The sequence below is a fragment of the Micromonospora sp. NPDC005215 genome (assembly GCF_040607915.1).
GTDB lineage: Bacteria > Actinomycetota > Actinomycetes > Mycobacteriales > Micromonosporaceae > Micromonospora.
Genome location: NZ_JBEXHQ010000045.1, coordinates 54320 through 62987, shown reverse-complemented (window position 1 = coordinate 62987; position 8668 = coordinate 54320). Strand labels below are relative to the sequence as shown.

Annotated in this window: 7 protein-coding genes; 4 read left to right on the top strand and 3 right to left on the bottom strand. The window is 73.1% G+C overall.

All coding sequences use genetic code 11. From position 1 onward, the window contains the following. Positions 1 to 288: 288 nt before the first annotated feature. A complete protein-coding gene (locus tag ABZU25_RS27115; RefSeq protein WP_110562481.1) occupies positions 289 to 975 on the bottom strand; it encodes an IclR family transcriptional regulator in 687 nt (228 codons plus the stop codon). A gap of 49 nt (positions 976 to 1024) precedes the next feature. On the opposite strand from ABZU25_RS27115, the gene leuC reads away from it, so the two are divergent. The 4 genes from leuC to ABZU25_RS27095 all read left to right on the top strand — a co-directional run bounded on the left by leuC (position 1025) and on the right by ABZU25_RS27095 (position 6168). Further along, entirely contained in the window at positions 1025 to 2470 is a 1446-nt protein-coding gene (leuC, locus tag ABZU25_RS27110; RefSeq protein WP_355032188.1) for a 3-isopropylmalate dehydratase large subunit, read from the top strand. Positions 2471 to 2484: 14 nt separating this feature from the next. Beyond that, positions 2485 to 3072 (top strand): 3-isopropylmalate dehydratase small subunit, encoded by a 588-nt coding sequence (gene leuD / locus ABZU25_RS27105; RefSeq protein ID WP_355032187.1) that lies wholly within the window; start codon positions 2485 to 2487, stop codon positions 3070 to 3072. Positions 3073 to 3244: 172 nt separating this feature from the next. Further along, positions 3245 to 3928 carry an HU family DNA-binding protein gene (locus ABZU25_RS27100; RefSeq protein WP_355032186.1) on the top strand — a complete coding sequence of 228 codons (684 nt, stop codon included), beginning with the start codon at positions 3245 to 3247 and terminating at the stop codon, positions 3926 to 3928. A gap of 140 nt (positions 3929 to 4068) precedes the next feature. Then, positions 4069 to 6168, top strand: coding sequence for an endonuclease/exonuclease/phosphatase family protein (locus ABZU25_RS27095; RefSeq protein ID WP_355032185.1), 2100 nt, complete (start codon positions 4069 to 4071; stop codon positions 6166 to 6168). A 92-nt stretch (positions 6169 to 6260) separates the two neighbouring features. Here ABZU25_RS27095 and ABZU25_RS27090 read toward each other — a convergent pair whose 3' ends face one another. Together ABZU25_RS27090 and ABZU25_RS27085 are read right to left on the bottom strand one after the other, a co-directional pair. Further along, positions 6261 to 7139, bottom strand: a complete 879-nt coding sequence (locus ABZU25_RS27090) for an NUDIX hydrolase (protein WP_355032184.1) — start codon at positions 7137 to 7139, stop codon at positions 6261 to 6263. Further along, on the bottom strand, positions 7127 to 8647 hold the full coding sequence (locus tag ABZU25_RS27085) for a CYTH and CHAD domain-containing protein (protein WP_355032183.1): 1521 nt from the start codon (positions 8645 to 8647) through the stop codon (positions 7127 to 7129). The genes ABZU25_RS27090 and ABZU25_RS27085 overlap by 13 nt, the downstream gene beginning before the upstream one ends. Between the last annotated feature and the right edge of the window lie 21 nt (positions 8648 to 8668).

Below are 8668 nucleotides of genomic sequence, written 5' to 3'. Positions count from 1 at the left end.
GACCTGGGATCAGGGCACGGAGATGTCCCAACACGCGCGACTACGCCTGGACACCGGGATTGCACGCCCCAGGCCCCGCTCTCCGCGCCCCGCTCTCCGCGCCCCAGGCCCCGCTCCCCAGCCCCGCGCCAAGATCCGCGCAACTTCCCGGATGTTGCTGCCTCCGAGACGCGGGAGGCAGCAACATCCCTGATGTTGCGCGGATCTTGGCGCCGAGCATTCGGCGCGGTCGGCCGTGCCGGGTGGGCGCGGCGTGCCGGGTGGGCGCGGCGTGCCGGGTGGGTGGGGTCAGAGGCCGGAGAGGCGTTGGCCGGCTCTCACCACGGCCATGGCGTGACGTTCGCCGGGGCGGCGGCCCAGGCGCTCGATCGGGCCGGAGATGCTGACCGAGGCGATCACGCGGCCGGTGCGGTCACGGATCGGGGCAGAGACGCTCGCCACACCGGCCTCCCGCTCGGCGACGCTCTGTGCCCAGCCACGGCGGCGTACCTCGGCCAGGGTGCGGCCGGTGAACTTGCTGCGCGGCAGCAGCGGCATCACCGCCTCCGGCGGCTCCCAGGCGAGCAGGATCTGCGCCGCGGAGCCGGCGGTCATCGGCAGCACCGAGCCGACCGGAACGGTGTCCCGTAGGCCGCTGGCGCGTTCCGCCGCGGCCACGCAGATGCGCTCGTCGGCGCGGCGCAGGTAGAGCTGTGCGCTCTCGCCGGTGGCGTCGCGCAGCGCGGCCAGCAACGGCTCGGCGGCGGTCAGCAGAACGTCCGGTGCGGCGTTGGCCAGCTCGCCGAGGCGGGGTCCGGGGCGCCATCTGCCCTGGGTGTCCCGCACCAGCATCCGGTGTATCTCCAGGGCCTGGGCCAGCCGATGTGCGGTGGCCCGGGGCAGCTTGGTGCGATCAACGAGTTCGGCCAGGCTGGCGCCGTCGACGCAGGCGGCCAGGATGACCACCGCCTTGTCGAGAACGCCGACACCGCTCATACTGTGTCCCACAAGCCGAAACTTACCTCCCAGAATTTAGGATGTCCAGATGGTGGGAGTCACTCCTGAGCCGAGGACCCTGGCCGAGAAGGTCTGGGACGCGCACGTCGTACGGTCCGCCGCTGGTGAGCCGGATCTGCTCTTCATCGACCTGCACCTGCTGCACGAGGTGACCAGCCCGCAGGCGTTCGACGGGCTGCGGCTCGCCGGCCGAGGGGTGCGTCGTACCGACCTGACCCTCGCGACCGAGGACCACAACACCCCAACGGGGTACGCCGACCCGGCGTTCCGCCTGCGCCGTGGTGACCTGCTCACCATCGAGGACCCCACGTCGCGTACGCAGATCGAGACGCTGCGGCGTAACTGCGCCGAGTTCGGGGTGCGCCTGCACCCGCTCGGCGACGACAACCAGGGCATCGTGCACGTGATCGGTCCGCAGCTCGGCATCACCCAGCCGGGCATGACGATCGTCTGCGGCGATTCGCACACCGCCACCCACGGCGCGTTCGGCGCGCTCGCCTTCGGCATCGGCACCAGCGAGGTGGAGCACGTGCTGGCCACCCAGACGCTGCCGCAGAGCCGGCCGAAGACGATGGCCGTGAACGTCACCGGGCGGCTGGCCCCGGGCGTCACCGCCAAGGACCTGGTGCTCGCGCTGATCACCCAGGTCGGCACCGGTGGGGGGCGCGGGCACATCGTCGAGTACCGCGGCGAGGCGATCGAGGCCCTCTCCATGGAGGGGCGGATGACCATCGCCAACATGTCCATCGAGTGGGGTGCCAAGGCCGGCATGATCGCGCCGGACGAGACCACCTTCGCGTACCTCAAGGGTCGGCCGAACGCGCCGCAGGGCGCGGACTGGGACGCGGCGCTGGCGTGGTGGCGGACGTTGCCCACCGACGAGGGCGCCCGCTTCGACGCCGAGGTGACCCTGGACGCCAGCCGGATCACCCCGTTCGTCACCTGGGGCACCAACCCGGGGCAGGGGGCGCCGCTGAGCGCGCCGGTGCCGGACCCGGAGGACTTCGTCACCGACTCGGAGCGCACCGCGGCCCGCCGCGCCCTGGAATACATGGACCTGCGTCCCGGCACCCCGCTGCGGGAGCTGCCCATCGACGTGGTCTTCGTGGGGTCCTGCACCAACGGCCGGCTGGAGGACCTGCGGGCCGCAGCCGACGTGCTGCGGGGCCACCAGGTCGCCGACGGGGTCCGGATGCTCGTGGTGCCCGGTTCCGCCGCCGTCCGGGAGGCCGCCGAGGCCGAAGGGCTGGACAAGGTCTTCGCGGACGCCGGGGCCGAGTGGCGGTTCGCCGGCTGCTCCATGTGCCTCGGGATGAACCCCGACACGCTGAAGCCGGGCCAGCGCTCGGCCTCCACCTCGAACCGCAACTTCGAGGGCCGTCAGGGCCGGGGTGGGCGTACCCACCTGGTCTCCCCGCCGGTCGCCGCCGCCACCGCCGTGGTCGGCCGGCTGGCCGCCCCCGCCGACCTGTAGAAGGGACCGAGGAGATGGACAAGTTCACCACCCACACCGGCACGGCAGTGCCGCTGCGGCGGTCCAACGTGGACACCGATCAGATCATCCCCGCCGTGTACCTCAAGCGGGTGACCCGGACGGGCTTCGCCGACGGGTTGTTCAGCGCGTGGCGGGAAGATCCGACATTCGTTCTCAACGATGAACGCTATTCCGGGGCGTCGATCCTGATCGCCGGCCCGGAGTTCGGCACCGGCTCCTCCCGGGAGCACGCCGTCTGGGCACTGCGGGACTGGGGCTTCCGCGCGGTGGTGGCGCCGCGCTTCGGCGACATCTTCCGCGGCAACTCCCTCAAGGAAGGCCTGTTGCCGGTCGAGTTGGAATTGAAAGCCGTCGAAGAGCTGTGGGACCTGGTCGAGGCGGATCCGACCACCCCGGTGACCGTCGACCTGACCGCCCGCCAGCTCCGGGCCGGGGACGCCACCTGGTCGTTCCCGCTGGACGACTTCAGCCGCTGGCGGCTGCTGGAAGGCCTCGACGACATTGGACTCACCCTCCGCAACGTCGCCGACATCGACTCCTACGAGGCCCGACGACTGCCGTTCCTGCCCTCCGTGGCATAGCCGCACGCCTGGCCGCACAGCGGATTTCACCCCCATCGGCCCGACCGGTGGGGGTGAATCCGTTACGACACAAGGGCTTTTTTCTACCGAATGTTTGTGTCCCGGCAGCACAGGGCATAACGTGCGCGCAGAATGGCTCGCGACGAGTCAGTTGCACAATCGGGAGGAAGTCGTGAACAAGGCCGAGCTCATCGAGGCGCTCGCCGTTCGCCTGGGGGACCGGAAGACGGCGACGAACGCCCTCGAGGCGGTCCTCACCGAGGTCCAGGCGGCGGTCACCAAGGGCGAGAAGGTGGCGATCACCGGATTCGGAGCGTTCGAAAAGCGTGTGCGTGGTGCACGAACAGCGCGCAACCCGCGTACCGGCGAGGCGGTGAAGGTCAAGAAGACATCCGTCCCGACCTTCCGCCCCGGCGCCGGTTTCAAGGAGATGGTGGCCAGCGGCAAGGTGCCGAAGGCCACGGTGGCGACGAAGAAGGCCGCCACCACCACCGCCACGGCCAAGACGGCCGGCACCAAGGCGGCGGGCACCAAGACGACCGGCGCCAAGGCCGCGGGCACCAAGGCAACCGCGGCCAAGACGGCCAGCAAGAAGACCGCCCCGGCCAAGGCGAGCAAGACCACCACGGCGACCAAGACGGCCGCCAGCAAGAAGACCGCCCCGGCCAAGGCGAGCAAGACCACCACGGCGACCAAGACGGCCGCCAGCAAGAAGACCGCCGCGGCGAAGAAGACCACCGCGGCGACCAGGTCGACCGCGGCGAAGAAGACCACCGCGACGGCGAGCAAGAGCACGGCGGCCAAGAAGGCGCCGGCGAAGAAGGCTCCGGCCAAGAAGGCGGCCAGCAAGCGCTGACCGACCAACTCCGCAAGGGCGTCCACCCACGGGTGGGCGCCCTTTCGGCGTACGGAGGCCGTTGACCCGCTCGGCGCGCTCGCGCAGAATCGCCGTGCCGGCCCCCCTCCGCCGGCCCGCCGACGGGAAATGGGGCGCCGGTGCGCTACCGCCAGGTCACCACCGGGACGCTCGCGCTGGGCGTCATCCTCCTCATCGACGTGCTGCGCGTCTGGCTGCCCGGCATCATCACCATCTTCGGTCAGGCGGCGTCCACCCCGGCCGAGCTGATGGGCGCGTTCGCCCTCGGCTGGTTCGTGCTCGCGCTGGGCGCACCCGCAGTGGTTCGCCGGGTCGGGGCCCGCCCGGTCACTGTCGCCGCCGCCGTTCTGCTCACCGTCGCCCGGCTCGCGCTCACCGCGACACCCGGCGGGCGTACGCAACTCTGGCTGGCCACCGCCGGGCTGCTCGCCGGGCTCGTCTGGCTGGTCGGCGTCGCCATCGACACCGACCGACCGGTCCCGGGGCTGGCGTTGGGGTTCGCTGTCAACGCGGCAGTGCACGCGGCGCTGGACACCGTCGACCTGGTCTGGCGGGGTGACTGGGTGGCCTGGCTGCTCAGCTCCGTCGCGGTGGCGCTGTTCCTGCTCGGTACGGCCCGGTCCGGAGGCGGCACAGCCCGCTCTGGCAGCGAAGGCGGTACGGCGCGGTCCGGTAGCCGGGCAGGTGTCGGTGGTGTCCGGGCCTGGCTGCTGACCGGGCCGGCGTTGCTGCTGGCCGGGATGGTGGCGCTCTCCCCGGCCCTGGCCCAGACCGGGATGTCGTATTTGCTTAGCGGCGGAGGTGTGGCGCGCTCGCCGCTGCTGGGCATGGCCCCGGTGCCGGTGGCGGTTGCGGCGTTCCTGTGCACCGCGTTGACCCGGCCGCCGCAGCGGTGGGGCCGCGCGTACGGGCCGGTGGCGTTGCTGGGGGGCGCGGTGCTGTTCGCCCTCGACCGGGGTGACCTGCTGCTGCCGGCCGTCCTGCTCGCCGCCGTCGGTCTCGGTGCCTGCCTCGCCCTGACCGATGACGAGAACCGGCTGGCCCCGACGGCAGCCGCCGTGCCGGCGGGCGCGAAGGCCGGCACCGCGAGTGCCGACGCCGCCGGCACCGCGAGTGCCGACGCCGCCGGCACCGCGAGTGCCGACGCCGCCGACACCGCGAGCGCCGGCACCGCCGACGGCACCGCGAGTGCCGACACCGCGAGTGCCGACGCCGACGACACCGGCGCGATGGCGGCCCGGCGGGGGTACGCGGTGGCCGTCGGCATGCTTGTCTTCGCGCTGGGGGCGGTCGGTTACTACTCCGCCTACGACCTCGGGTACCCCAACGCGGCGGTGCCCGTGGTGGTGGCCGCTCTGGTCGCCGTCGTGGCGTTCACCGCCCAGCCCGTCGTCAAGTGGCTCCCCGGGCCGTTTCCGCCGCTACGGGCCGCCACGGCGGTCACCGCGGTGGCGCTGCTGGCGCCTGTCGTCGCCGACGAGGGTGCGGTGGCCAGCAACCGGGACGGCCCACCGGAGCGGCTGACCGTGGTGGCGTACAACATCCGGATGGGCTTCGGGCTGGACGGTCGGTTCGACCTGACCGGGCTCACCGAGGCCGTCAGCGGGCAACGGCCCGACGTGGTGCTGCTCAGCGAGGTGGACCGGGCCTGGCTGCTCAACGGTGGGCACGACACCCTCGACGTGTTGGCCGACCGGCTCGGCATGCCGTACGTCTTCGGGCCGGCCGCCGACCCGGTCTGGGGTGACGCGGTGCTCAGCCGTTGGCCGATGGGCGATCCGCGCAGCCTCCCGCTGCCAGCCGTCGGGGCGCCCACCGGGGCGCAGGCTCTCGGCGTCACGCTGGACCTGGGCGACGGTGTCCGTACCGCGGTGGTGAGCACCCACCTGCAACCTCCACCCGGGCAGGGCCCGGTGGTCCAGGCCCGCGCGGTCGCCGACTTCGCCACCGAGTACGCGGCCGGCCGCCCCCTGGTGGTGGCGGGTGACCTGAACACCGAGCCGGGCGACGAGGCGTTCGGACAGTTCACCGCTGCTGGTCTGGTCGACGCGTTGGCGTCCGCCCGACCACTGCCGACGAGCCCCGCCAACGCTCCGCGCGAACAGATCGACCACGTCTTCGTCTCACCCGGCATCACCGCGAGCAACCCGCAAGCGCCACGCGGCACGGCAAGCGATCACCTACCGGTAACGGTGACCCTGTCCCTGCCACCTCGCTGACAGCGCAGATCACGGCCGATCGGTGGCAGCTCAGCAGGGCGGTACCCGGCGTGGCGAGCTGCTCAGCTGCCAACGATCACGGCTGCGAGGGGTTACAGGCGGTCGGTGGCGAGCAGGCGGTCGCCACCGAAGGCGAGCAGCCAACCGCCGCCCTTGGGGGTGGTGAAGTCCTCGTCGGTGCGGCCGGTCAACCGTTCCAGCGCACCCGGCAGCACCTTGCCCTGGGTGCACACCGCCACCTGCCCACCGGCGGTGGCCAACTCCAGCAGCCGGGCGGCGGTGGCGAGGATCTGCTCGTCGGCCTGCTGGCCGGGCTGTGGCTCGTCCAGGTCGCCGCAGATCTCGATCGGCAGGTCGAGCAGCGCGGCGGCCGGGTACAGCGTCTGCACGCAGCGTCGCGGTGACGCCGACACCAGCCGGTCCGGTCGGACCAGGGCGACCAGGTCGGCAAGCGCGGTCGCCTGGGCCCATCCCTCGGCGTCCAGGGGCCGGCCGACATCCGGGCCGGACCAGGTGGCCCGCTTACCGGCGTGCGCGTGCCGGACCAGCGCGACCGTAGCGGTCACCGCCGGCAGCGCGGCGAACGCCGCCAGCACCTCCGCGTCGTGCGGGTAGCTGACCAACTGGATCGCGTCGTCCACCGCGAGCCAGCGCATGTCGTCCACCTCGGTGTTCGGTTGGAAACCACCGCGGGCCACCGCGAGCATCGACCAGTAGTCGACAAGCTTGGCCTGCCCCTCGCTGCGGTACCGCACCGACGGCAGCCGGACCTGCGGTACGCCCCGGACATCGGCCTCCTCGGCGACCTCACGCACCGCGGCGGCCAGCGCGTGCTCACCCGGCTCCAACTTGCCCTTCGGCAGCGTCCAGTCGCCGTAGCGGGGGCGGTGCACCACGCAGACGCGTACGCCGTCGGCGGTCGGCCGCCAGGCCACCCCGCCCGCCGCCCGGATGCCGGTCACGGCAGCCAACTGGTTCGCCGCCGCCGGGTGGCCCGGTGCCAGGCGGCCGGGAAGAGCGCCCGCATCCGGCGTACCGACTCGCGTTCGCGCTCGGCCAGCCGCCCGGCGGTGACCGCCAGCTCGTGGTCGTCCGGCCGCTCGGCGGCGATCTCCAGCCAGGTGTCCGCCGCCACTGCCGCATCCTGGTGCTCGCCGAGCACGTCCTGCACCCCGGCGAGGGCACGGGACAGCCGGCGCGCGCCCTTGCCGACGGTCGAAGCCACCGCGTTCACCGCGTACCGGGTCTGTTTGCCCTCCTTGCGAACGGCGTGCCAGCGGTCGTCCGGCGACCGGGCGTCGAGCCCGTCGACGCCGTCCGGCCCGGTCAGCCGTCGCCAGGGCCGGGCCACCAGCGCGGGCAACGCCTCCGCCGCAGGGGCAGCCGCCCCGCCGGTGAGCCGGGGCGCGCGGGCGGCCAGCACCAGAGCGTCCACCAGGGCCAGGTAGCGCGGGGAGCGCAACGCCTCGTCGATGGCGGCGAACGCCTGCCGCTGTCGTTGGGCGAGCACCTCGTCCAGCCGGTCCACCGCGCCCTGGTCGAGGGGGCTGAGCGGATCGGCGCTCGCGGTGTCGCGCAACCGCTCGCGCAGCACCTCCGCGTCGCGGGCCGCGCCGAGGACACCGGCCAGCCAGCGCAGCTCGTCGCGCAGGGGTCGGGACCAGGTCTTGCGGATCAGCGGCTTGAAGGTACGCAGATCACTGCGCAGGCGTCGACAGGCCACCCGCATCTGGTGCACGGCGGTGTCGCCACCGGCCGCCGGGGCGCGCAGCCGGACCAGCGGGTCGTGCGCCAACAGCCGGCGAATCTCCTTGCGGATCGCCTCGGTCACCACGTCGCCGGCGCTCGGCTCCCCGGTCAGCCCGGCCGGCGCGACCAGGTCCGGGTCGGCCTGCGCCGTCGCGCCCAGCGCCCGTACGTGCTTCGGGGTGAACGTGCCGCCCCGGGCGCCCGCCTCGCGCAGCACCGCCCCGACCCGGTCGAGCAGCGCCCGGTCGCCGGCCTTGCGCTCCACCTCCAACTCCCGGAACGTGCCGGTGGTGGCGCCGGCGTCGTCGAGCACTGTCACCCGGTCGTCCACCACCTCGGCGAGCACCGCGCCGCCCTTGTCGCACACCTCGTACGCGTGCCGGACCGTCCGCACCACCGTCACCGGGGCCAGCGGAGCCCCCCGGTGCAGGACGGTGACCAGCTCCACGAGCTCCGGCGGTGGTTGACCCTTCGGCCCCGGGCGGGAGATCTCGTGTCGGACGCCCGGCGTCCCGGTCGGCAGCTTCACCGTCCAGGGCAGCTCGTCGCCCCGGCGGTGGCGCAGCGAGGCACCGGCACGGGCCAGCCGCACATCGGTGGTGTCGAAGTAGCGGGCGACGAGCGTCACCGGTGGCAGCACCCGGACCCGACCCCCGGCCGGGGCCGTGGCGGCCAGGTCCGGTAGCACGTAGGCATCGTCCACCTCGTACTTCTGCTCCTCCTCGACCATCAGTTCAGCCTAGGCGCTGAT

Coding starts and splice junctions, on each gene's coding strand:
- leuD (WP_355032187.1), top strand. CDS start 2,485: ATGGACAAGTTCACCACCCACACCGGCACGGCAGTGCCGCTGCGGCGG.
- leuC (WP_355032188.1), top strand. CDS start 1,025: ATGGTGGGAGTCACTCCTGAGCCGAGGACCCTGGCCGAGAAGGTCTGG.
- ABZU25_RS27115 (WP_110562481.1), bottom strand. CDS start 975: ATGAGCGGTGTCGGCGTTCTCGACAAGGCGGTGGTCATCCTGGCCGCC.
- ABZU25_RS27085 (WP_355032183.1), bottom strand. CDS start 8,647: ATGGTCGAGGAGGAGCAGAAGTACGAGGTGGACGATGCCTACGTGCTA.